This window comes from Flavobacterium terrisoli (genome assembly GCF_030167905.1).
Classification (GTDB): domain Bacteria; phylum Bacteroidota; class Bacteroidia; order Flavobacteriales; family Flavobacteriaceae; genus Flavobacterium; species Flavobacterium terrisoli.
In genome coordinates this window covers 301,761-327,557 of the sequence record NZ_JARGNA010000005.1, presented here as the reverse complement: position 1 = coordinate 327,557, position 25,797 = coordinate 301,761, and the positions used below count along the sequence as shown (strand labels likewise).

Below are 25,797 nucleotides of genomic sequence, written 5' to 3'. Positions count from 1 at the left end.
TTAGGGAAAACAGTAAAAATAAAAGTAAACTAAGGAGTTTAGTCTTATTCATTGGGTTAGTTAGATACTTCAAATATAAAGTTTTTATTCAAAAAAAAATCCTGATTACTCAGGATTTTCAACAGAATTCGTTAATTTCTAATCAACTTTCTATATTTGATTCGTTTTGGTGTCACATCGGTACCCAAACGTTTCTTTTTGTTTTCTTCATACTCTGAGAAACCACCTTCAAAATAGTACACTTCAGAGTCACCTTCAAAGGCTAAAATGTGAGTACAAATCCTGTCCAGGAACCATCTGTCGTGGCTGATTACCACGGCACAACCGGCAAAATTCTCCAAACCTTCTTCCAAAGCTCGAAGTGTATTGATATCCAAGTCATTCGTTGGCTCATCCAGCAACAATACGTTTCCTTCTTCTTTCAAAGTCATCGCCAAATGCAAACGGTTACGTTCACCACCGGACAATGTTGCTACTTTTTTGTTTTGATCGCTTCCGCCAAAGTTAAAACGAGATAAATAAGCTCTTGAATTCACTTGTCTTCCGCCCATCATAATCAATTCCTGTCCGTCACAGAAGTTTTCCCAAATTGATTTATCAGGATTGATATTGGAGTGCGCCTGATCCACGTAGGCAATCTTTACGGTGTCACCAACCACAAATTCTCCGGCATCAGCTTTCTCTTCACCCATAATCATTCGGAAGATAGTTGACTTACCGGCACCATTTGGTCCGATAATCCCAACGATTCCCGCCTGTGGTAAAGTGAAGTTTAGGTTGTCATATAATAATTTGTCTCCAAAAGCTTTGGCTACGCCTTTGGCTTCGATTACATTGGTCCCTAATCTTGGACCATTCGGAATATAGATTTCCAATTTCTCGTCCAGTTCTTTTTGGTCTTCGTTTAACAATTTGTCATAGTTCTGCAAACGCGCTTTTTGTTTGGTCTGACGGCCTTTGGCACCTTGACGAACCCAATCCAACTCGCGTTCTAGTGTTTTTCTGCGTTTGGAAGCTACTTTTTCTTCTTGCTCCATACGTTTTGATTTTTGGTCTAACCAAGAAGAATAGTTTCCTTTCCAAGGAATACCTTCTCCTCTATCGAGTTCCAAAATCCATCCGGCAACGTTATCTAAGAAATAACGGTCGTGCGTTACGGCAATTACCGTTCCGGCATATTGTGCTAAATGTTGCTCTAACCAAAGAACGCTTTCCGCATCCAAGTGATTGGTTGGCTCATCCAATAACAATACATCAGGTTGTTGCAATAACAAACGGCATAAAGCCACACGGCGTTTTTCTCCACCGGATAAATGTTTGATTGGCGTATCACCTTCCGGTGTGCGCAAAGCATCCATGGCTACTTCTAATTTGTTGTCGATTTCCCAAGCGCCTGCAGCGTCAATTTTGTCCTGAAGATCAGCTTGTCTGTCCATCAGTTTTTGCATCTTATCGGCATCTTCATACACTTCAGGCAAACCAAACATATCGTTGATTTTGTTGAACTCATCAAGGATGGCCATGGTTTCTGCAACCCCTTCGCGAACGACTTCAATTACGGTTTTGGTATCATCCAATTGTGGTTCCTGTTCCAAATAACCAACAGTATATCCCGGTTGGAAAACCACATCACCTTGGTAGTTTTTATCTACGCCGGCAATGATTTTCAACAACGAAGATTTTCCCGAACCATTAAGACCCAGTATCCCGATTTTGGCTCCATAAAAGAAACTCAAATAGATGTTTTTTAATACTTGCTTATCACTTCCTTGATAAGATTTGCTCAAGCGTTGCATTGAGAAAATCACTTTCTTATCATCTGACATATTTTAGATTTTTAGATTATTGGATTACTAGAAACATTAGAGATTTTTAAACTCTTCCTTTGAGTGAACTGAATACCCAGGCATTGGCTAAGAAACCAACCCCAACGGCGCCAAATCCCCAACCGGCTGTATCATCATAGCGGAAAGCACCTAAAGCAATCAGGAGCAATCCCATGATAATCATAATAAAAGTAGCCCAGCCAAGGACTGTATTTTTATTCATTCCCATATTTTGTGGTGTTTAATTTTAGGAGAGCAAATTTAGGTAAAAATTATAAATTATGAGTTATGAATTATTAGTTCATTTCAATTAAATAATTACTTGTAAATCACACCATCTTTCATCACAAAAACGACCTTCATCACTGCATTGACATCTTGTGTCGGATCGAGTTCGGTGGCAATGATATCTGCCAAAAAACCGGGTTCGATTACCCCTATTTTTTTATCCATATCCAATAACATCGCATTGGTTACTGTAGCCGCCTGAATGGCTTTCATTATCGGCATTCCGGCTTCAGCCATATACATAAATTCTTTAGCATTCAGGCCATGCTCAAAAACACTGGCATCGGTTCCGAAAGCAATTGGAACACCACGTTTATATGCCTTCGCAAATGTTCCCTGAATTTTTGGTCCAATAGCCCGAGCTTTAGGCACAACTACCGCCGGATAATAATTTTCTTTTTCAGCGTTTTCTGCTACCGCTTTCCCGGCGGTTATGGTTGGTACCAAATAGGCATTGTTTTTTATCATCAAGTCCATTGTTGCCTCACTCATTTCTGTTCCGTGTTCGATGGTTTTTACACCGGCTCTTACGGCGCGCTGCATTCCTTCATCGCCGTGGGCGTGGGCGGCGACTTTCATTCCGTAATCTTTGGCAGTGCTTACAATGGCTGCGATTTCTTCTTCGGTGAATTGAGGATTAGAACCACTTTTGGCCATACTCAAAACACCACCGGTTACAGTTATCTTAATCCAATCGGCACCATTTTTATAGCGTTGGCGAACCGCTTGTTTGGCATCATCAATACTGTTTACCACACCTTCTTTTGGTCCGGGATTGCCCATTAAATCTTTGCGGTAACCACTCGTAGGATCGGCATGACCACCAGTAGAACCAATGGCTTTTTCAACTGTAAAAATTCTCGGTCCGATAACTTTTCCACTATTAATGGCATTTCTCAACGACACATTCACTCCAGTTCCGCCCAAATCCCTGACGGTAGTAAACCCAGCCATCAAAGTGGTTTTGGCAAAACCTTCCGCATTATAAGCTACATCGGCATCGTTCAGCGTGAATTCTTCCAAATATGCTGACGGACTGGTTTCTCCTTCTAAATGGACGTGCATGTCAATCCAACCCGGCATGACCGTATTGTTTTTTAAATCGACAACCTTAGTGCTGCTGTCTTTCGGATTGACAAAACCATCTTCTAATCTTTTGATGGTTTTACCCGAAACGATGATGGTTTTATTGGTAAACACCTTACCGATTTTGGTATCAATGAGCTTGCCACAATGGATATAGGTTTCCTGTGCAAATAAAACGGAGGTAATAAATAAGGAAACGAAGAGAAATAGTTTTTTCATGGATATACAATTAGACTGATAAAGATAGTAATTCTTATTCAGGTTTAAAATTAAGTGATTTCTCTACTAATTGTTTTTTTAATCGATGATATTGATTCTTAAGCTATTAATTATGCTCAATTTTTTTTTAATAGAGAAATTCTGTTAAATTTGAAACATATGAAAGCCAAAATTTCTCAAAATTATCTTTTCACCATGATACTGTTGTTGTCTATGGTAATGACGGCTTTTTCTCAGGCAAAATCCAAACGCTTAATCACTTTTGAAAGAGAATATGGTTATCTCGAAAGTGACAGTGATGTTGACAGCATGTTGATTATGCTGAACCGATTTTCCCAAAATGACAATCTGACCAATGAAGAACTTAAGACATTAAACTACAGCAAAGGGCTTTACTATAAACACATCGGCCGTTATCAGGATGCTGTTGATTGTAGCAAAAAGGCATTGAAATTTAAGACTTCAGGGGATGATTCCTCCAACAAATTCATCTATTATAGTTTGGCAGACAATTACTTCACCATGCAGCAATATGATATGGCTTATGAATATGCGATTAAAGCCAAGCCTTATCTTTCCGGTTTGTATATCGAAATTGACAACAGTTCCATTTTAGGTTACTGTTTGTTTCTGAAAGGCCAATATGCCAAAAGCTTAATTGAATATGAAATTGCCAATCAATTGACCAAAGAATACCAATTGGAATGGAAAAGCCCGGAAATACAATATAAGATTGCCAAAGTTTATGACAAAATGGGCAATTTTAAAAAGGCCTTAAACGTAGTGAACCATGCCATTGCTGAAGCTGATTCGAGCAAACTGGAAGTCAATCGCATCAATACCCGCATGTCCAAATACAGCATTCTTCAGAACAATCAAAAGTACAAGGAAGCCAATATGCTGATGGATGAAATCAGGGAATTGGAAAACGATTATGCCTTCAATAAGCGAAATCAGAAAATAGATGAGCTGGAAGCCAAATATCAGAATCAGTTAAAAACCCAGCAGAATGAATCGCTCAAACTGATCAATAAACAAAATAATGATGTAATCAAAAGACAACGGATTATTTTATATGGTACTGTATTCGCCATTTTGGTATTTAGTGTTTTGATTTTTTATCTCTTTAAATTTTCGCGCAAACAGGAAGCAACCAATTCTGAATTGGCATTGCAAAAAGATCAAATTGAAAAAAACAACAAAGAACTGCTTCGTTTGAATGTGCTGAACCAGAAAATATTTTCGGTAATCTCACATGATTTCAAAGGACCAATTACCACTTTAAAACTTTTGTTATCCAACAAGGAAATAGAAAAGTCCGAGAATCCGGTCATTGCTTCCTATATCAAGGAAATCGGCTTACAATTGGAACAATCCGATGCAATGCTGGAGAGTTTGCTCGACTGGGCTAAAACCGAGCTCAACATCAAAGTAAGCGGCACAACAGAAATCAATTTAAACGATTTAGTGGAAGAAGTCATCAAACAATTGGAAACCAAAATCAAGGAAAAAAATATTAATGTTCGCAACGCCATCCTGGAGCACGATAAAGTTGTTTTTCCCACAGAGGTTCTAAGGATTGTGCTGAGAAACATCATCAATAATGCCTTAAAATTTTCGAATCCAAATGGCATCATTGAAGTGTATTGCATCGAAGGTGCCATTAAAGTCAGGGATTACGGTAGCGGTATCCCGGAAAAAAAAATGGATAAATTATTCAAGCAAGTAACAAGTCCGGGATTGGGAACCAATCAGGAATCGGGATTTGGTCTTGGTTTATACCTGTCTTATGAATTAATGCAGAAAAACAAAGGAGATATCAAAGTGGAGAATCACAAAATGGGCGGTTGCACATTTTCGATTATCTTGCCATAGTCAAGGAAAACCGCTATGGTTTAGTTTTAAATAAATAGCAATATTTGTAAAATGATAAAAGTAGCTCTTTTTGAAGACCATCCGGTGGTCTTGAGAAGTTTGGTGAGTTTCCTCTCTGAAGAGGAAGGCATCGAGGTGGTTTTTACTGCCAAGACCAAATTTGAGCTGCACGAAAATCTGAGTATCAATAATGAAATTGACATCTTTGTGGTGGATTTGCTTGGCATTGAAATCAGAGGATTGGAAGTGTATGAATACCTCTGTAAAAATTATCCAACCATCAAAGTCATTTCCTTCACATCACTGGCGAGTGCTGTTTTAGTCGAAAATCTTTTAGCCGTTGGCGTGAGAGGTTATGTCAATAAAAATCAGGATTTGGAAGATTTATCGGCCGCTATCCATAAAGTTTATGATGGTCATATTTCACTGCCCGACGATTATGACTTCCTGATCAAAAAAAGCTTTCAAAACAAACCCAATGCTTTGAGCGAACGTGAAGTTGAAATCATTCAGCTTATCGCCAAAGAATTTACCACCAGTGACATTGCTACACAACTTAATATTTCTGTCAATACGGTAGAAAACCACCGCAAAAGCATCTTCGCTAAACTTGATGTTAAAAATGTTGCCGGTATGATTAGAGAAGTGGCCAAACTGGGCTACCTGTCACAAGCTTAATCTTAAAATTTATCGATTTCTTTTTTTTTGATTTCTGTCAGGGAAAACCGCTATTGTCGTTGTAAGTAATAGTGTGTTATTTTGAGTTGTTAATGTGCATCCCCCCGGCACTTATTTGTTATTGTAACCTACAAGACAAAATCTTATCAAAACCAACTTTAAATAAAAAACCATGAAATTCAAAAGTACTTTTTTGCAATTTGTATTTGTGCTTGTTAGTTTTTACGCTACTGCACAATGTGTTGCTCCTCCTATCAATTGTCCGGCCAACATTGAAATAACGAGCGCTTGTGCTACTACAGTCAGCGTCCCAGGACCTGAAATGAATTCACCTGTTCTGGATCAATCCAATTTATCGACTAATATCAATATGTTTTTTGGCTCCACGATGTGTCAATCTTTTACTGCAGGCATTACCGGTTTGCTGAAACAAGTTGATGTAGGTATAATAAGTTGTAATGGTTCAGGCGTCTTGGAGATTTATGATGGAGGAGTATCTTCATCGGGAGCTCCAACGGGCACTTTGCGGTACTCGCAACTGATATCTATCCAATTAAATACTACAAACAGTTATGTTTTAACCCCCGCTATAAACGTAGAATTCGGTCATCAATATACAATCATGATCGGATCAACAAATATACTGGCGCCAATTAATTGGCAAAATCCTTATCCGGGTGGCAATATTGGCTATGACGAATCTGATTTGGTTTTTAGAACCTATGTAATACCCCCTTACACGATTACAAACAATCTCACCGACACTTCTGATGCCAGCGGAATATATGATTTGGGCACTACTTCTGTGGTTTGGACTGCTGTTGATGTATGCGGTAATTCAAGCAGCTGTACCCAAACCGTTACGCTTAATACACCTCCAACAGCTGTTGGAGGTACGGTTAATAGCGACACATCATTATGCTTCAACAATAGCGGTACCCAATTATCCTTAGCCGGAAATACAGGCCAGGTCATTCGCTGGGAAAGTGCTACAGTGCCTTTTGCTACATGGAATCCAATAACCAATACCTCCGATACTTATACCACGCCACCAATAACCGAAACAACACAATTCAGGGCGGTTGTTAGCACCGGTCTTTGTTCTGAAGCTGTTTCAAGCGCAGCTACAGTAACCATTAATAATCCTCCCGGTGCTACAATGGCCAATGCCATCAATGTTTCTACACGAAATTATACCACTTCGGGAAACAATTTAGCTGCCAATTGTTTCTTTAATACAACAGGCGCTCTGTCACCTGATGTATGGTATAAAGTGAATTTAGAATCTTGTGCCATGCGATTAAGCGCGAACACTTGTACAGGAACCAATTACGATAGCGTCTTACGTGTTTATGCTGAAGACGGAGCCACGCTGTTAGCCTATAATGATGATTCTTGTGGAGTTCAATCTACCATCGATCTCAATATATTTGGACGTAGCTATGTTTATGTAATTGTTGAAGGCTATTACATCAATACCGGTAATTATGGCTTAAACATTGTAGTTACAGTAGCCGATACCACAACATTTGAACCGATTTCCGCGGTTTGTCCCGGAACTGTTGATTTTCCATTGCCTTCGACTTCTTTAGAAGGCGCTTCAGGCACTTGGTCACCGGCATTTAATAATACAGCGACCACAACTTATACCTTTAATCCAAATATTGCTTGTGCTCCAACGGCCACGGTAACAATTGAGGTATTACCTCCGGTGGGCAACCCAACTGTTTTTGGGAATAATGTTTGGAATGTGTACGCCTGGAATACAGGAGACAGCTATGATGACGGACAAGCCTGGAATGCCAATTATGCAGGATATTATACCGCTTCAGGTACTGATTTTAATACCCAGAACCAATGGGGCTTAAACAGTTCTCCATCTGCGGCTCCCGGATATCAGGGTTGCTTTGTTAGGGTTGACAATCATTCCTGGAGCGCCAAGCGTCAAGGTTTCCCAAGTGGTTATTACAGTATTGACATTGATACCCATGATGACTGGGCCGAACTTTGGATTAATGGCACCAGAGTTTGGATTGACACCGGTTGTTGTGATTTCCATTCCAATGTTTGGACAGGATTTCTGGGTCCAAACGACAAGGTAGAGTTTAAAACTACTGAAGGCGTTGGACTTTCAGTTGGCGCTATTTCTTTCCATCCGGCTCTCCCAACAATAACTGCTAGTGGTTCGACAACAATTTGTGACAATAGCACTGTCCTTTTGACCGCGAGCGCCGGTCCAGGTTATTTATGGTCTAACGGAGCTACTACTCAAAGTATTATCGTTTCTTCAGCAGGAAATTATAGCGTCCAAATTACAAATGCTCCTGATTTTGTGAGTACTTCTTCATTACCCGTTGTGGTCAATGTGATTCAGGCGCCTATGGTAAATATAACCGGTAACGCTACTGTTTCCTGCGGACAGTCGGTAACATTATCCGGAAACGGTGCTGACAATTATGTTTGGAACATCTATAATACAACTTCAGCACCTCCATTGAATACAGTGACCAACGCTACGTTGGCTTTAGGGCTACGCAAACTAAAAAGCAGTTATGCAGGATTTTGTATCCGCTTGAGAAGAAGTACAGATAATGCTGAAATGGATTTTGGCTTTAGCGGTAATCATTTAGATATGGCTGCAATAAACACTTGGCTAAATGGAGCCACAGGATATTGTGTAACTTTATATGATCAATCAGGTAGCGGTGGCGATGTGTCTAATAATAATATATCTTATCAGCCATCCTTCACTATAAGAGGAGAAAAACCTATTTTGCATTTCTCCTTTGAACAATTTTTATATAATCTAACTTACTATGCGCCTTCCTACACTGCCATTTATGGTGCCCGTCAAACCGGTGGTGAACGTCAACGGGTACTCTCTGCCACAAGTAACAACTGGCTTTTAGGATTTTGGGGCGGTGCCAAAGGGCAGGCTTATTTTGATGGATGGTTAACTTCTAATCCCGGTAATCCTCCTGCAGATAATAATTTCTATATCTATTCAGGGGCCAGTGATGGCAACACTTCCCAATTCTATGAGAATGGAATATTACTGGAAAATAACTCCAATGGTGTTAGCGGTCCGCAGGGAATTCAGTTGAATGGAAGTGGTTTATATGGCGAATATTCAGATTGTGATTTTACCGATGTGATGCTATTTGATTCTGTGCTTTCTAATGCGAATCGTGCTTTGGTTGAAAACTCTATTAAAAATTATTACGAATTGGCCAGCACTCCTAATATCACGGTTTCACCAACTGCAACAACAACCTATACCGTAACTGGTACCAGTGCCAACGGATGTAGTGCTACTGCATCACATACTGTAACTTTAATCCCAGATTCATGGTATCAAGATTCAGACAATGATGGTTATGGAAATCCTGATGTTACGATTTTATCCTGTACACAACCTGTTGGATATGTTGCCAATAACTCTGATTGTGATGATACTAAATTGGCTGTACATCCAAATGCAACAGAAATTTGTTTCAATGGCATTGATGATGATTGTGATGGTCTATTTTCAGAAGGTTGCCCACCAGCGCTTACAAGTATATTGCCAAGTTTCTGTGGTAATACTTTACCAAAAGCAAAAACAACCATTACAGCATCTGCGGCAACATATTCGGGACCGTATGCAGTGTCATATCTGTTCAGGATAACCAATTTGTCTGTAATGCCACATGTTACCGTTGATTTACCAAGAGCCTTCAGAAACTTTAATCTTGGAATGACTGATATTCTTGCTTATAACAGCCAGTATTCGGTAATGGTAGCTGCAGTTGTAAATGGAGAGCAACAGCCTTTTAGTGCTCCATGCATCATTTCAACACCTTCGATTCCAAATACAAAATTGGTTCATTGTGGCGGAACCATCACTTCGATGTCGTCATCTATTGCTTGTAATTCTGTGAGTTACGCCATCGGTTATCAATTTGAAGTTGCATTGGCCTCTAACCCAGGTGTTGTTAAAGAGTTTACCCGATTTTACAACAACTTCTCAATGATAATGGCTGGTAGTGCGCCAAATGCTTTACCACTAACTTACGACACTGATTATATCGTTAGAGCAAGAGCAAAAGTATTGATTGACGGTGAAGAAATTTGGGGAGTATATGGTGAACCATGTACGATTACAACACCACCGGCACCGGAAGCCTTTATGACGGCTTGTGACGAAGATGGAATTACACCGGCCAGCATGAGTACTATATTGTATGCTAATATAGTAAACTACACCAGTATGTATCGATTTACGCTATACAACGATACGGGATATAGTCAATCAGTAGAGCATACCTATAATTTTTTCAGGCTAAATGATTTTGCCGCTTTAAGTCCGTTAACTCCAGGAGCAACCTACTCCATTTATGTTGATGTCATGTTGTTTGGCAATTATTATTCCGGAAAAGATTGTCAGTTAATCGTTCCATTCCCGGCCAAAACAGAATTGATCGAAATGCCATTTGAAGCAAAAGCCTATCCAAACCCATTTGGAGAAAGCTTTATGATTGAAGTTAGAACTGAAAGTGAAACAGTTATTGACATTAAAGTTTATGATATGGTAGGGCGATTGATCGAACAGAGAAAAACAAACGTTTCTGAAATGGAAACAACAACCATTGGAGATCAATATCCAAGTGGTGTTTATAATGTAGTAATTACACAAGATGAAGAAGTAAAAACACTTCGTGTAGTAAAACGATAATTAACCCAGAGTATTTTTTTTTATCAAAGCCTCTTTTCGGAAACGAAACTGAGGCTTTGATTTTTAATAAAAATAATTCTGATTTTTTTTATTATATCTAATTAATATGCCATAAAAGTTGAAATACAATAATTATTGATTTCTCTCCTATTATTGCACATTTTTAAGGATAAATAATTATCAATATTGGATAAATGCTAAATACTCAATTATTTTTTAAAGAAAAAACTTAAATAAACAAACACTACAACGTTGTATTACCAATACATCAACTCAACAATTTTAACAAATAAAAAAATCAATAATAACCATACAAAACAGAAAGTCAGAGTAAACACACTGATAACCTGATATTTGGATAACTTAACAAGAAAGATTCCCTATTTAAAATCTGTATAGTTAATATATACTTCGATAAAAATGTTTTTTAGAATAACTTACGTATTTTTCGCTGTCAAAAACTTTTAACACAAAACATAACTTTTAGAAATCATTTAAAAAAAATTTATGAATTCTAAAATTAAAATATAAAAACCATGAAACGATTTTTACTTTCATCAACTGTTTTATTCTTATCGTACTTTGCTAATGCACAGGTTGGTATAGGAACAACTTCCCCAAGTTCAACACTTGATGTCACGGCTGCAAACCCAACCGGAACAGCTACAAGTATTGATGGTATTTTAATTCCAAGAGTAGACAGACAACGTGCACAAAGCATGACCAGCATTCCAACATCTACCATAATTTATGTTAATAGTGTGGCAACAGGTACAGCATCAGGCATTACTGCGGCTGTTACTGCTGTTGGTTTTTATTATTATAACGGATCTGCCTGGACAGCATTAACAGGATCATCATCCAATGCATGGAACATCACAGGAAATACGGGTGTAACTTCAGCGAATTACATAGGAACGGGTGCGAGTACCAATGTTGACGTGTTTTTTAGAAGAAACAATTCAGTTGCGGGGAGAATCGGGCTTACCAATACTGGGTTTGGATTAGGCGCTATTGCCGCTTCAACTCTTGGCGCCGGTGCAAACAATACCGCTATCGGCCATAATGCTTTAACCACCAACACGACAGGAAGTAACAATGTGGCAGTTGGTCAGTATGCTTTAACAGCAGCTAACGGAGCAAGTGGAAATGTAGCAGTAGGTCAAAATGCATTGGCGACTACTATAGGAAGTAATAATGTCGCGATTGGTCTTAATGCTTTAAGATATAGTACGGCAGGATCGGCAGGAACAGCAACAAACAACACTGCAGTTGGAACCAATGCCTTACAAGGCCTAAATAACGGGGCAGCAAACGGAAATACTGTTATTGGTGCTGAAGCAATGGGCACTACAACTGGGGACATCAGTTATTGTACAGCGGTAGGTTATCAGGCACTGAATGCCGTTACAGATGTATCAGGCATGAGAGGATTATGGAATACAGCAGTTGGTTATCAGGCCGGGAACAACATCACCACAGGAGAAAACAATCTTGCCTTAGGATATGGAGCAACTGTACCTTCAGCAACAACTAATGGACAGATTCGCCTTGGAAACACTGCTATCGGCTATGCAGGAGTTCAGGTAGCCTGGACCATAACTTCTGATAAAAGATGGAAAGACAATATCAAGGATTCTGGTTTGGGATTAGACTTTATCAAAACCCTTCGCCCTGTATCTTACACCCGTAACAATGATGCTAAAGGCAAAACAGAATACGGATTTATCGCTCAGGAATTAGAAAAAGCCTTTATTGATGCCGGAGATGCCAATAATGCTGTTATCACTAAAGATGACAAAGGCATGCTTGGTGTTCGTTATAACGACTTTATATCAATCAGTGTAAAAGCAATTCAGGAGCAACAAGCACAAATAGAAGAGCTAAAAAAGAAAAATGAAGAGCTTACCAAAGCTAACGAAGCCATCATCAAAAGATTAGAGGCATTAGAGAAAAAATAATAACTAATGCGCACAAATAACACCAAATTGAATTCTTCTGATTTAATTCGGCACCAACCTTCCCCAATAAAATAGCTCAGTTAAAACCTAAAAATTCCTTTATAAGGGATACAAAACTTCACCCAATCTTTATTTGAATGAGTGATTATTTTGAAGCTTTAGTTTTGGTTTTTAAATTATTCACGAGATTTTTTTCGGCTAATCCCTACTACAATAGCCAAAAAAAACCTTTACGCAATTTGTCAAAAGTTCAAAATATTAATATTATTTTTTTGCAATGTGTTTTTTTTAGGTCAAAAAAATTAGAATTTGACACATTCGCAAACAGTTTAATTCCATACATCATTGAATATAACAAATAGATAACACAACATTAACACAACATTAATCTTAAAAAGTGCGAATTTCCACAACTACAACAGCCTTATTTCACAATTTCTCAACACTATAACGTTTGCGAAATGTGAATTGACAACCGGTTTTTATATTTACGACCCTGTGTATAGTTTTTGTATACTCAATCGTTGTAGATGAAATCGCAAAAACTATAAATTTACTTTCCACTAAAATATGAATACTATGAAAAAAATTACTCCGGCTTCACCCAGTTGATCTTTCGCTCAGCTTGTTCCCAAAACAACAGAAAGAAAACTGATATAATCTACCTACTAGTTTTAAATAAATGTAAAGCAACCCCAAAATATTGCTTGGTTTATTGTAGACAAAAGAAACATTATTAATTATTTAATGAAATATTATGAAGAAAATTAAAAAACTAATATTCTTGTTAGTCATTTTACTAGCCACCGGGTATGATTGTTTGGCACAAGTTACTTACTGTGCTTCTCCAAGGACTTCTGCAAACCCCACGACGTATACACTTAATTATACCTGTCGAAATGTAAGTGGTACAACTTATGAAATGAAGCTAGAGTTTGCAAATACAGTTTCTAGTATTGCAAACGCAAATATAGGAGCAAATCCGGGAGGAGTTAATGTAGCAGCAACTCCTGTATGGAGTAATGCTAATAAAACATTGACCTATACTTTTACGGCAGCCTCAACCCCTTCCCTTTATGTTGCTACTATTTTTGTAATCATAAGCGGAACAGAAGTAAGATGGGACCTTCCTACCAATGCAAATTTTGCCGCTTCTTGTGCGACATTACCTGCTCCGGTATTCGGACCCTTTACGGTTGGCCCTAAAGTAGTAGGTGATGCTGATTCTGTTATAACTCCGCCAACTTCTGATAGTTCGGGGGCTTTTACTTATACCAGTAGCAATGCAAACGTAGCCACTATTGTTAGTGGTAATCAATTACGCATTACAGGTTTTACAGGAACTTCTACCATTACAGCAATTCAGGCTGCAGATGCGACCCATATTGGAGGTAACACAACAGCAACACTTACGGTAACTTCACCAAATCCTGCTCCTACATTTGGGGCATTTACAGTCGGCCCTAAGTTAACTACTGATCCAGATTTTGTTATTACACCCCCAACTTCTAATAGCGCAGGTACTTTTTCATATACCAGCAGCAACACGGCTGTTGCGACTATTGTAAGCGGCAACCAGATACATATTGTAGGCGCAGGAACAACAACCATTACTGCTACTCAGGCTTTTACCTCAAGCTATACTGCAGGAAGTACAACTGCCTCACTTGTCGTATCAGCTGTAATTCCCGCAGCTCCAACACAACCGGCCAGAAACGCCGTGGATGTTATTTCCATTTTTTCCGGTGCATACACTGATGTAGCAGGAACTGATTTTAACCCAAACTGGGGTCAAGCATCAAATTACCCTAATAACATGACAACACCTTCATATGGTGGTGATCCTGTAAAACAATATCAAAATCCAAACACAACTTATCAAGGTACTCGAATTGGATCTGACATAAATGTTTCGCTAATCAATAAATTACACGTTGATATTTATTCTCCAACCTTAAATTCAATAAGACTCTTTTTAATTAAAACTACCGGAGGTACTTTTGAAACCTCTCAGACGATAACTTTAACACCGGGAGCGTGGACAAGCGTTAACATCAACGTAAATTCGACTACTTTCCCTGGCTTGGATTTAACACAAATTCGCGAGATAAAGTATGACGAGTTTAAAGTGGGTACTACCACAACAACCAATCAAATTTTAATCATTGACAACCTTTATTTCTGGAGAGATCCGGCTGCACCGATTGCTCCAACATTAGGAGCCTTTACAGTTCCTTCCAAACAGGTTGGTGATGCTCCTTTCACTTTAACCCCTCCAACTTCTAACAGCGCAGGTGCTTTCTCTTACACCAGTAGTAATCCTGCAGTGGCCACTATTAGTGGAAACACCTTAACTGTTGTTGGATTGGGAACATCAACCATTACAGCTACACAAGCTGCCAATGGAGCTTACAGTGCCGGAAGTACGACAGCTACATTTGCTGTAACCCCAGCCGCTGCACCAGTACCACCTGCAAGAAACACTTGGGATGTTGTTTCTGCATATAGCAATTCTTATACAAATACCGCAGGGGTCAATTGGACTAATGGCGGTGGAGGAAGTAATACAGATGTTTCTATAGGAGGCAATACGACTAGATACATAAGTACTTATACTTTCGGGCAGTGCAATTTTACCGCTGTAAATGTTTCTGCCATGACCACTGTTCACATTGATGTTTATTCATTAGACGCGACTCTTTTATGGTTGTGGGTAGGGACTAACAGAAAGGATATTTCTGTTACACCAAATACATGGACTAGTATTGACATTCCTTTATCGCAATATTCAGCGATTGGCGTTGATTTAACTTCGGTTAATAATGTTAGGATTGAAAACCCACAGGGAGCAAGTCCTTTAAGAAATTCTTATTTTGATAATATTTATTTCTATAGACCAGCTTCTTTGCAACCGCCAACACAAGGCGCCTTCACCGTTCCATCACCAAAAGCTGTTGGAGACGCAGCATTTGCCTTAACTGCACCAACATCTAATAGTTCAGGTACTTGGTCATACACCAGTAGTAATACAGCAGTTGCAACTATCAGCGGGAATACAGTAACTATTTTAGCCGGTGGAACAACAACTATTACTGCAACTCAAGCTTCAGACGGAACTTATGGTGCATTAAGTAAAACGGCTTCGTTATTGGTAACACCTGCAGCAGCACCAACGCCTCCGGCAAGAGTAGCAACAAACGTTATTTCTTACTACAGTGGCGCTTATGCTCTTGAAGCTACGCCAACCTGGAGCGCTAATACTACAACTACAGATGTTTCATTAGCCGGTAATAATGCCAGATATGTAAACAATTTTACTTTTGGACAAATTGCATTTGCTGCAAAAAATGTTTCAACTATGACCCACATACACGTTGATATCTATTCAATGGATGCCACTCTTTTATGGTTATGGGTAGGAACTAACAGAAAAGACATTAATGTCGGTGTAAATTCATGGACGAGTATAGATATTCCTTTGTCTCAATATTCAGCAATTGGAGTGAATTTAACTTCAGTTAATGTTGTTAAGATTGAAAATCCACTTGGAGCAGGTACTTTAAGAAATATGTTTGTAGATAATATTTATTTCTACGTTGCCGGTACTCCACCAACGATTACTAACTTCACGGTTCCATCAAAAGTTTTTGGTGATGCTGACTTTGCATTAACCCAACCAACTTCAAATAGCCCAGGTGCCTGGACATATACCAGTAGTAATCCTGCAGTAGCAACAATTAGTGGTAGCACTGTGCATTTAGTAGCTCCTGGTACATCAACCATTACAGCTTCACAAGCTGCTAGCGGATCTTTTGAAGCAGGATCAATAACTGCTACATTAAATGTTGCTGTTCCACCATTAAATACACCAGCACCTACACCACCGGCCAGAAATGCCTGGGATGTTATCTCTTGTTATAGTGGAGCTTATACTAATATTACACCAACACCTACTTGGGGTGGTAACGCAACAATAAGTGACGTGTCTCTTTCCGGAGATGCAACAAAATATTTGCAAAATTATGTTCTAGCTCAGATGAGTTTTGCTAATACAGATGTTTCCCCTATGTCAACGTTGCATTTTGATATTCATTCTCTTGATAATGGTACGGTTTGGGTAAGATTGAACAATGTGCAATATATAGCGATTACACCTGTGAATACATGGGCAAGCTTTGATATTCCATTGGCATCTTTTGCAGGCGCACCATTAACTGCAATTAATAATATTCAGTTTGTTAGCCCAACCGGTGCGGTTACACCTTTAAAAAATATTTATGTAGACAACATTTATTTCTACAGAGCTCCAACCCTTGAGCCGCCAACGATTACCGGATTCTCGATTCCGGCAAAAACGGCAGGAGATCCGGCATTCACAATAACGCAGCCAACTTCTAATAGTGCAGGTGCTTTCACTTATACCAGTAGTGCTCCATCAGTAGCCACAATTTCAGGAAACACCATAACAATTGTAGGTGGCGGAACTGCAACTATTACAGCTACTCAAGCGGCAACAGCAACTTATGCTGCGGGAAGTGTAACTGCTCAATTTGTAGTTGCTTATGGGCCACCAACTGCTTCTCCGGCGCCATATCCAAGAACACCGGACAGATATGTTTCGATGTATACAGGCTCACCAACGCTTTACCCAACTGATATTAAAGCAGTACGAGCCAATTGGACAGCAGCAACAACGATGACTGAAGTTCCAAATGGTACAAATAACTGTTTGAAATTAGAAAACTTCGGATACCTTGGTTTAGTTCACCGACCAAATCCTGCAGTTGAAACCTATGCTAATTTCAACGTTGAAGGCATGACGAATCTACATTTAGATATTTATCTTAATGCGCCTTTAACTTCGAATCCTGCTACCTCAAGAATATTCATTTCTCTTTTATGGAATGGTGGAGAGCAATTAATCGAAAAGACTAATCTTACAGCAGGTTGGAATTCAATAAACATTGAGTTATCTCAATATACTAATGCTATTTTAAATCAGGTTGCCGGAATAAAATTAGAGCAAAATACGACCACTCCTACTCAGATTTATCTTGACAATGTATTCTTTAGCAACGATTGTTATACTTATTACGGAGATATTGATGGCGATGGTTATGGAGATGATAACACTGCACTTGATTTTTGTGGAATTATTCCTGGCGCTGCTATAGTTGGTGGTGACTGTGATGACAATGATCCAAATGTACATCCTAATGCGACTGAAGTTTGTTTCAATGGTATCGATGATGACTGTGACGGATTTTTATCAGAAGGTTGCGCACCAGTCCTGGTGAATATTTTACCTAGCTTCTGTGGCAGTACTTTGCCAAAAGCAAAAGCAACCATCACAGCTACGAATGCAAACTATACAGGTCCTGGACTATCTTATTTGTTCAGAATAACTAATTTATCTACAAATACAACTGTTGATTTGCCAAGGGCATTCAGAAACTTTAACTTTGGAATGACTGATATTCTTGCTTACAACACTCAGTATTCAGTAATGGTTGCTGTTGTGATAAACGGTGAAGAACAACCATTTAGCACACCTTGTTTAATCTCAACACCTGGTGTTCCATTGACTAAATTGGTTCATTGTGGTACAACCGCTACTTCTATGTCATCTTCTATTGCTTGTACTTCCGTGAGCTATGCTCTTGGTTACCGATATGAAGTTGCATTGGCCTCTAATCCTGGTGTTGTTAAAGAGTTTGAAAGACTTTACAACAACTTCTCAATGATAATGGCTGGTACTGCACCAAATGCATTACCACTAACTTACGATACTGATTATATAGTTAGAGTAAAAGCAAAAGTATTGATTGACGGTGAAGAAGTTTGGGGAGTATATGGTGATCCATGTACGGTTACAACACCACCGGCTCCGGAAGCCTTTATGACTGCTTGTGACGAAGACGGAATCACACCCGCGACTATGAGTACAATATTGTATTCTAATACTGTAAATTACACTACAATGTATCGCTTTACCCTAACCAGTGAAGAGTTAGGATACAATCAATTTGTGGAGCATACCTTTAACAATTTCAGATTGAGTGATTTTGAAGCGTTAGCGCCTTTAACTCCTGGAGCAACTTATTCAGTTTTTGTTGATGTTCAGTTATTTGGTAATTATTACTCTGGTAAGGATTGTCAATTGATTGTTCCGGGTGGAAATGGTGATGGAAATGATGAAGGCGGTGTCATTGTTAAAACACAAACCGATAGAGCATTTAATGCAACGGCTTATCCAAATCCATTTGCCAACAACTTCCTGATTGATGTGACTACCGAAAGTAATTCACCGGTAAGCATTAAAGTTTACGATATGATTGGAAGATTGGTAGACCAACAACAAATCGGAGTGAACAGTATGGAATCTTCAGCTATTGGATCACAATATCCAAGCGGTGTTTACAATGTAGTAATCACTCAGGATGAAGTAGTAAAAACACTTCGTGTAGTAAAGAGATAACTCTCAGCTTTTAAATTCAATAAAAAACCCTCATTATTAATTTAATGAGGGTTTCTTTTTTTTATCTGAATATGCTAACTAACATCTCTTTGTACAAATCGGCGTCATCCAGATTAGCCGCGCCTACTCCTTTCCCTTTGACATCAATGTCTCGCAAAGTAGCCACAATACCGCTCACTTTTCGCATTGGATAATTTCGGGCGGCACCAATATAATCATTAACAAAATAAGGGTTTACCTTTAAAACCTTGGCCACATTTGATGGTGATTTATCTTTCAGTCCATGGTATTGCAACAAAGCTGAGAAAAAAGAAAAAACCTGACCATTGACCACAACCATAGGATTTTCTTTTTGGTTTTGGGCAAAATAAGTGGCAATCTGATACGCTTTTATTTGATTGCCTTCACCAATCGCTTTCCGAAACTCAAACACATTAAAATCCTTGCTGAATCCAATATTTTCCTCAATATGATGCGGCGTAATGGTGCTTCCTTTTGGCAAAATGATTTCAAGCTTGGTCAACTCATTGGCAATTCGGCTTAGATCATTTCCTAAGAAAGCCACCAGCATTGCATTGGCTTTGGGCTCAATGGTATAACCTCTACCCTGTAAAACCCTGGTAATCCATTGCCCGACCTGGTTTTCATACATTTTTTTACTTTCGTAAACCAAACCGTGTTTTTCTAAGGTCTTGGTTACTTTTTTACGCTTGTCAAGGGTTTTGTATTTGTAAGCCATTACCAAAACCGTTGTCGGTTGTGGATTCTCGGCATAAGGTTCCAATTTATCAATGGTTTTGGCCAAATCCTGCGCTTCTTTTACAATCACCACCTGGCGTTCGGCCATCATCGGATAACGCTTTGCATTGGAAACAATCTCATCAATGGAAGTATCACGGCCATATAAGACCATTTGGTTGAAACCTTTCTCGTCTTCTGTCAAAAGGTTGTGCTCCAAATATTCCGTAATCCGATCAATATAATAAGGCTCTTCACCCATCAAAAAATAGATGGGCTTGACTTTTCCGGATTTTATATCGTTGATAATCTTTACTACTTCGTCCAAAATAAGTTGAATTGGTTATTTGGTTATTCGCTTATTTGATGATAGATTTGCTATATGCAAAACCTCAACTTTCCTGCTTATTCGTTTCGCTTCAAAAATAGTGAAAATAAAGTGTCCATTTTTGATGACATCAGGAAAAAGTTTATCATTCTCACACCCGAAGAATGGGTTCGTCAACATACCGTTCAGTTTTTGCTTCAGGAAAAAAAATACCCTAAATCATACCTCAACGTTGAAAAATTAATAAAAATCAATGGCATAAGTAAACGTTACGATATTGTTGTTTTTCAGCCTAATGGAGAAATATTTTTATTAATTGAATGCAAAGCACCGGAAATCAATATTACCCAAAACACTTTTGACCAAATTGCACGCTACAACCTCAAATTGAATGCACAATACTTAATGGTAACCAACGGTCTAAATCATTACTTTTGTCAAATGGACTTTGAAAAAGAACAATATGTTTTCCTAAAAGAGTTACCTGATTTTACAAACTTATAAACCTTGAAAAAAATAGCTGTTGTCATACTCAATTGGAATGGAGCCAAATTGTTGGAGCAATTTCTGCCTTCAGTGGTGGCATTCTCCGATGAAGCTAAAATATATGTTGCCGATAATGCTTCAACAGATGATTCCATTGAAGTGATCAAAGCCCAATTCCCTCAGATTACAATTATTCAAAACGAAGGCAATTATGGCTTTGCCAAAGGCTATAACATGGCGTTGCAACAAGTCGAAGAACCTTATTATGCCTTAGTCAATTCTGATATTGAAGTGACGAAAAACTGGCTCACTCCTGTCCTATCCATTTTTGACAACGAACCCAACATTGGGATTGTCCAACCGAAAGTTTTAGATTATAAAAACAAAGAATACTTTGAGTATGCCGGAGCCGCAGGCGGTTATATTGACCAGTTTGGCTATCCATATTGTCGTGGCCGTATTTTTGAATCGATTGAAAAAGACCATGGTCAATACGATGACGAAACCAAAATCTTTTGGGCGAGCGGTGCCTGTTTGTTCATCCGGAAGGAAGTTTTCAGTGCGCTAAAAGGCTTTGACGATGATTTCTTTGCCCATCAGGAAGAGATTGATTTGTGTTGGCGTGCTTTTAATTTGGGCTATAAGGCAAAATACACTTCAAAATCGGTAGTATATCACGTTGGTGGTGCCACTTTAAACGAAAGCAATCCGAGAAAAACATTCCTAAATTTCAGAAATTCTTTATTCATGCTGGTGAAGAATTTACCCGATAACAAGCTGTTTCCGGTACTTTTGACCCGACTTTGCCTAGATGGCATTGCCGGAATCCAATTTATTTTCAAGGGAAGATTTGTTCATTGCTGGGCCATTATCAAAGCGCATTTTGCTTTTTACAGACTGATTAACAAGATGTTAAAAAAACGTAGCGGAACAACGACTGAAAACTACTATCACTCTGGAAGCATTGTATACCGCTACTTCGTGAAGAACGGCACCGTTTTTGAGCAATGATTTTAACAAGAGTTTATCAATAAATTCAACCTGTCAAAACCAAAATAATCGTATTTTTGTTAAAATTTTAATCAAACACCTATGAAAAAAGTAATTTTTGCCCTTTCATTAGTCGCCTTAACGTTGACATCGTGTGGAACAAAGAAAAAAATTGCTGCACTCGAAGCAAAGAACAAGGAATGTAACGATTTATTAAATTCAACTACTGTCAAATTGAATTTGTGTCTTTCTGAAAAAGAGGCATTATCGAAGCAAAATGATTATCTGAAACAAAACAATTCAGATTTGATCAACAACCAAAAAGAGTTGACCATGTTGACTTCAAAAGGTGCACAAAACTTAGAAAAATCTCTTGAGAGTTTAAAAGAAAAAGATTTAAAAATCACCCGTCTTCAGGATGCATTGACCAGAAAAGACAGCGTTACCTTAGCTTTGGTTACCAGTCTGAAAAGCTCTGTAGGCATATCTGATCCGGATATCGAAGTGAATGTAGAAAAAGGAGTGGTTTTCATTTCTATTGCTGATAAACTATTGTTCAAAAGCGGTAGTTATGTGGTGAGTGACAGAGCCAAAGAAGTTTTGGCGAAAGTAGCGAAAGTGATTAATGATAAACCAACCTTTGAATGTATGGTTGAAGGCCACACCGATAATGTTCCTTTTACAGGTAATGCGATTTTGGTTGACAACTGGGATTTGAGCGTAAAACGTTCAACAGCGATTATCAGGGTATTGACCAAAGAGTTAGGCGTAAAACCTTCTCAATTGATTGCTGCAGGTCGCGGAGAATATATTCCGTTAGTGGAAAACAACTCGGCTGACAATCGTTCGAAAAACAGAAGAACCCGTATTGTAGTACTTCCTAAAATTGACGAGTTTTACGATATGGTTGAGAAAGAAATGAAGAACCAGAAAAAATAGTGTTCAGGATTCAGGATTCAGTGAGCAGTGCTCAGATAAAAAAAACGTCCCGAGAAATCGAGACGTTTTTTATTTATAACAATAAAGGTAAACTGAATACTAAAAAATATCAGGATCGCCTTTTCCTTCTCTTAAAACAATCGGTTCATAGCCTGACAAATCAATTACGGTGGAACCAACATTGTCGCCATAACCGCCATCAATGACCATGTCAACACGGTTTTGCCACTTTTCAAAAATCAATTCGGGATCTGTGGAATATTCCAACACCTCATCATCATCGTGAATAGAGGTTGAAACAATTGGGTTTCCAAGCATTCTCACAATATCTAAAGCAATATTGTTGTCCGGCACACGAATACCGACAGTTTTCTTTTTGCGGAATTCTTTTGGCAAATCGTTATTGCCCGGAAGAATAAAGGTATACGGTCCGGGAAGCGCTCTTTTAAGGATTTTAAAAGTCGAAGTGTCAATTTGCTTCACATAATCGGAAAGATTGCTTAAATCGCTGCAAACAAAAGAAAAATTGGCTTTCTCCAGTTTGACATCCTTGATTTTGGCAATGCGTTCCAAAGCTTTGCTATTGGTAATGTCGCAACCCAATCCATAAACGGTATCCGTCGGATAAATCACCAAACCGCCATTGCGCAATAAATCAACCACTTTTTTGATTGCGGCTTCGTTAGGATTGTCTTCGTATATTTTGATGAATTCGGCCATAATTTTTTTAGAATATAGAAAATAGAATATAGAAAAAAGATAATTATTTTAAAAAACTAAGCCACAACATTTGAAACAAACAAAAGTCTATATTCTTTTCTCTATGTTCTTTCATCTTTTTTTTACCCTATCACATCCAACTTCGCAAACCTCAACAACAATTTCTTGATGCCGCCGACTTCAAACTTGATTTCGGCTTTTCTGTCGGCGCCAATGCCTTCGAGATTTACGATTTCACCTTTGCCGAAGCGTTCGTGCATTACTTTATTGCCAACGGTTAATTTACTATCGAATAAGTTGGTGTTTCCGGGCGCCTGACTCGAAACTGGTTTCAATTTACGAATATTTACCGAAGATGATGGTTCTTCTCCATAAGTTTTTGGCGGTGTTCCGGCTATGGGTTTGGCCAAACGCAATTTCGATTTGTCGATATCGCCAAAAATATCCAAGTCAATGGTTGGTTTGTATTGATAACCTCTGTTGTCCATTGGATTGATATATTCCAAATACTCATCATTAATCTCTTCTATAAAACGCGATGGTTCGGCGTCTGTCAGTTTGCCCCAGCGGTAACGCGATTGCGCATAAGTCAAATACGCCTGATGTTCGGCACGGGTCAACGCTACATAGAACAAACGGCGTTCTTCTTCCAATTCGCTTCGCGTATTCATACTCATCGCACTCGGGAACAAATCTTCTTCCATCCCAACGACAAACACATAGGGGAATTCCAAACCTTTGGCCAGGTGAATCGTCATCAACGCTACCCGGTCATCGTCACCGGTATCATTATCCAAATCGGTGGCCAAGGCTACATCTTCGAGGAATTCAGACAACGCACCACGCGCACCATCAATTTCTCTTTGTCCTTCGATAAAGTCCTTGATACCGCCCATCAAGGTTTCGATATTCTCAATACGGGCAATGCCTTCCGGAGTAGCGTCTTTTTTAAGTTCCTGAATCAATCCGGTTTTCTTGGCAACATGTTCGGTCAAGACAAAAGCATCCTGCTGCTCATTAATCACCTGAAAACTCTTAATCATCGTGACAAAGTCTTCTATCTTTTGTTTGGTTCCCGAGTTGAGTTTCAAATCAATCTTATCGATGTGTTCCATCACCTCAAAGATAGAACGCTTGTAATGATTGGCCGCAACCGTTAGTTTTTCTACTGTCGTATCACCTATTCCTCTTGCCGGATAATTGATGACGCGCACCAAAGCTTCTTCGTCTTTTGGATTAATCACCAAACGCAAATAGCACAGTACGTCTTTGATTTCCTTTCTTTGATAGAAAGACAAGCCTCCATAAATTCGGTATGGAATGTCGCGCTTGCGCAAAGCGTCTTCCATGGCTCGGGATTGCGCATTGGTTCTATACAAAATGGCAAACTGTCCGTTCATCATCTGATTGCGCATTTTTTGCTCAAAGATTTCTCCGGCTACAAACCGGCCTTCTTCTCCATCGGTAATGCTGCGGTGGATTTTTATTTTGGGTCCAAAGTCGTTCGCGGTCCAAACCACTTTCTCCAACTTGGTTTTGTTCTTGTCTATAATCGAATTAGCGGCTTCCACAATGTTCTTGGTCGAACGGTAGTTTTGCTCCAAACGATAAGTTTTTACATTCTCATAATCCTTTTGGAAGTTGAGAATGTTATTGATATTGGCGCCCCGAAACGCATAAATACTCTGCGCATCATCGCCTACGACACAAATATTCTGGAATCGGTCAGACAATGCGCGAACAATCAAGTACTGCGAATGATTAGTATCCTGGTACTCATCCACTAAAATATAACGGAAACGGTCCTGGTATTTAGCCAAAACATCGGGAAAACGGTTCAGCAGTTCATTGGTTTTCAATAACAAATCATCAAAATCCATCGCGCCGCTTTTGAAACAACGTTCCACATATTGCTGATAGATTTCACCCATGCGCGGCTTTTTGCTCATCGCATCGGCTTCCATCAGTTCGGGATTGTTAAAATAAGCTTTGACCGTAATCAGTGAATTTTTATATGATGATATCCTACTGTAAACCTGTTTGGGTTTATAAATATCTTTGTCCAATTGCATTTCCTTGATAATCGCCGAAATCAATCGAACGCTATCCTGTGTATCATAAATCGTAAAATTGGACGGATAACCCAATTTATCGGCTTCAATACGCAGAATCTTGGCAAATACCGAGTGAAAAGTTCCCATCCAAAGGTTTTTGGCTTCATTATTCCCAACAATATCCGCAATACGCTTTTTCATTTCACGGGCGGCTTTGTTGGTAAAAGTCAGTGCCAAAATATTAAACGCATCCACACCCAAACTCATCAGGTAGGAAATACGAACGGTCAGCACACGGGTCTTCCCAGAACCGGCACCAGCAATGATAATCATCGGGCCATCTTTCTGGAAAACAGGTGCTTGTTGGGCTTCGTTCAGTTGCGATATATATTTGTCTATCATCATTTTTGAGAAAGC

At 39.0% G+C, this 25,797-nt stretch carries 14 protein-coding genes; 8 read left to right on the top strand and 6 right to left on the bottom strand.

Annotated features, from left to right (window positions below; translation table 11 throughout):
• Nucleotides 1–131: 131 nt before the first annotated feature.
• The 3 genes from ettA to P1K33_RS09005 all read right to left on the bottom strand — a co-directional run bounded on the left by ettA (nucleotide 132) and on the right by P1K33_RS09005 (nucleotide 3,419).
• Nucleotides 132–1,826: an energy-dependent translational throttle protein EttA gene (ettA, locus tag P1K33_RS09015; RefSeq protein ID WP_284652620.1), complete on the bottom strand. Its 1,695-nt coding sequence runs from the start codon at nucleotides 1,824–1,826 to the stop codon at nucleotides 132–134.
• Nucleotides 1,827–1,872: 46 nt separating this feature from the next.
• Entirely contained in the window at nucleotides 1,873–2,055 is a 183-nt protein-coding gene (locus tag P1K33_RS09010) for a CAL67264 family membrane protein (RefSeq protein ID WP_284652619.1), read from the bottom strand.
• A gap of 89 nt (nucleotides 2,056–2,144) precedes the next feature.
• Nucleotides 2,145–3,419, bottom strand: a complete 1,275-nt coding sequence (locus tag P1K33_RS09005; RefSeq protein WP_284652618.1) for a metal-dependent hydrolase family protein — start codon at nucleotides 3,417–3,419, stop codon at nucleotides 2,145–2,147.
• A 159-nt stretch (nucleotides 3,420–3,578) separates the two neighbouring features.
• Between P1K33_RS09005 and P1K33_RS09000 the strand changes: the two genes are divergently transcribed.
• The 5 genes from P1K33_RS09000 (at nucleotide 3,579) to P1K33_RS08980 (ending at nucleotide 19,125) form a co-directional block, all read left to right on the top strand.
• Nucleotides 3,579–5,294: a tetratricopeptide repeat-containing sensor histidine kinase gene (locus P1K33_RS09000; protein ID WP_284652617.1), complete on the top strand. Its 1,716-nt coding sequence runs from the start codon at nucleotides 3,579–3,581 to the stop codon at nucleotides 5,292–5,294.
• A gap of 51 nt (nucleotides 5,295–5,345) precedes the next feature.
• Nucleotides 5,346–5,972, top strand: a complete 627-nt coding sequence (locus P1K33_RS08995; protein WP_284652616.1) for a response regulator transcription factor — start codon at nucleotides 5,346–5,348, stop codon at nucleotides 5,970–5,972.
• A 172-nt stretch (nucleotides 5,973–6,144) separates the two neighbouring features.
• Nucleotides 6,145–10,686, top strand: coding sequence for a DUF8696 domain-containing protein (locus tag P1K33_RS08990; protein ID WP_284652615.1), 4,542 nt, complete (start codon nucleotides 6,145–6,147; stop codon nucleotides 10,684–10,686).
• Between the two features lie 536 nt (nucleotides 10,687–11,222).
• The gene (locus P1K33_RS08985) at nucleotides 11,223–12,647 is read left to right on the top strand and encodes a tail fiber domain-containing protein (RefSeq protein WP_284652614.1); all 1,425 of its coding nucleotides are present in this window, start codon (nucleotides 11,223–11,225) and stop codon (nucleotides 12,645–12,647) included.
• 757 nt (nucleotides 12,648–13,404) lie between these two features.
• Nucleotides 13,405–19,125, top strand: a complete 5,721-nt coding sequence (locus P1K33_RS08980; protein ID WP_284652613.1) for a T9SS type A sorting domain-containing protein — start codon at nucleotides 13,405–13,407, stop codon at nucleotides 19,123–19,125.
• A gap of 61 nt (nucleotides 19,126–19,186) precedes the next feature.
• On the opposite strand, the gene holA is transcribed toward P1K33_RS08980, so the two are convergent.
• Complete coding sequence (gene holA / locus P1K33_RS08975) at nucleotides 19,187–20,191, bottom strand: DNA polymerase III subunit delta (RefSeq protein ID WP_284652612.1); 1,005 nt, start codon at nucleotides 20,189–20,191, stop codon at nucleotides 19,187–19,189.
• Nucleotides 20,192–20,245: 54 nt separating this feature from the next.
• Between holA and P1K33_RS08970 the strand changes: the two genes are divergently transcribed.
• The 3 genes from P1K33_RS08970 to P1K33_RS08960 all read left to right on the top strand — a co-directional run bounded on the left by P1K33_RS08970 (nucleotide 20,246) and on the right by P1K33_RS08960 (nucleotide 22,606).
• The gene (locus tag P1K33_RS08970; protein ID WP_284652611.1) at nucleotides 20,246–20,695 is read left to right on the top strand and encodes a type I restriction enzyme HsdR N-terminal domain-containing protein; all 450 of its coding nucleotides are present in this window, start codon (nucleotides 20,246–20,248) and stop codon (nucleotides 20,693–20,695) included.
• A 3-nt stretch (nucleotides 20,696–20,698) separates the two neighbouring features.
• The gene (locus tag P1K33_RS08965; RefSeq protein ID WP_284652610.1) at nucleotides 20,699–21,688 is read left to right on the top strand and encodes a glycosyltransferase family 2 protein; all 990 of its coding nucleotides are present in this window, start codon (nucleotides 20,699–20,701) and stop codon (nucleotides 21,686–21,688) included.
• 81 nt (nucleotides 21,689–21,769) lie between these two features.
• Nucleotides 21,770–22,606 (top strand): OmpA/MotB family protein, encoded by an 837-nt coding sequence (locus tag P1K33_RS08960; protein ID WP_284652609.1) that lies wholly within the window; start codon nucleotides 21,770–21,772, stop codon nucleotides 22,604–22,606.
• A 99-nt stretch (nucleotides 22,607–22,705) separates the two neighbouring features.
• On the opposite strand, the gene P1K33_RS08955 is transcribed toward P1K33_RS08960, so the two are convergent.
• Together P1K33_RS08955 and P1K33_RS08950 are read right to left on the bottom strand one after the other, a co-directional pair.
• Nucleotides 22,706–23,326: an L-threonylcarbamoyladenylate synthase gene (locus tag P1K33_RS08955; RefSeq protein WP_284652608.1), complete on the bottom strand. Its 621-nt coding sequence runs from the start codon at nucleotides 23,324–23,326 to the stop codon at nucleotides 22,706–22,708.
• A 122-nt stretch (nucleotides 23,327–23,448) separates the two neighbouring features.
• On the bottom strand, nucleotides 23,449–25,779 hold the full coding sequence (locus P1K33_RS08950) for an ATP-dependent helicase (protein ID WP_284652636.1): 2,331 nt from the start codon (nucleotides 25,777–25,779) through the stop codon (nucleotides 23,449–23,451).
• Nucleotides 25,780–25,797: the final 18 nt, after the last annotated feature.